1 protein-coding gene is annotated in these 538 nt (G+C 63.6%); it reads right to left on the reverse strand.

Going from position 1 to position 538, the window contains the following annotated elements; genetic code table 11:
- Positions 1–423 (reverse strand): flavodoxin family protein (locus tag RM590_RS35475; protein WP_311708937.1); only part of this gene is annotated, 423 nt, incomplete at its 3' end.
- Positions 424–538: the final 115 nt, after the last annotated feature.

The raw sequence follows: 538 nt of genomic DNA on the forward strand, positions 1-538 counted from the left end.
GTTCCAGCCCGCACCCAAACCCAGGTTCACCCAATGCATGTGGTGTTGCGCGGCGAAGATCGCCAACGAGTTCAGCGTGGCGAGCTTGTCTCCGCTCTTGGCTCCGGAGTTCGTGAACCCGGCGGCGACCTTGTCGCGCCAGGTGCCGTCCATGCACCGCCGGCCGGTCTTCTCGGCGAAGGTCTGAAATCCGCCCGACACGTTGCCCATGTAGGTGGGGCTACCGAAGATCATGGCGTCGACGTTGTCCAGCACATCCCAATCCTCGTCGGTCATGGTCTCGACGTGCATGACGGTGACCTCGGCTCCGCCGTCATGAGCGCCTGCCGCGACGGCATCGGCCAGGGTCGACGTGTGGCCGAACCCGGAGTGATAAACCACCGCGACGGTTGGCGCTGCGATGTCAGTTCCATTGTGTGACATGTTGTTTCCTTCTATCGGGTCCACTGGGTGCCGAGCTTCTGGGCGACGTCCTGATAACGCTTGGCCCAGTCGGGCAAGGGCTGCCCGGCGAGATGAGCCTCGAGCCGGTCCAGAT

Source organism: Streptomyces litchfieldiae, from assembly GCF_031845365.1.
Classification (GTDB): domain Bacteria; phylum Actinomycetota; class Actinomycetes; order Streptomycetales; family Streptomycetaceae; genus Streptomyces; species Streptomyces litchfieldiae.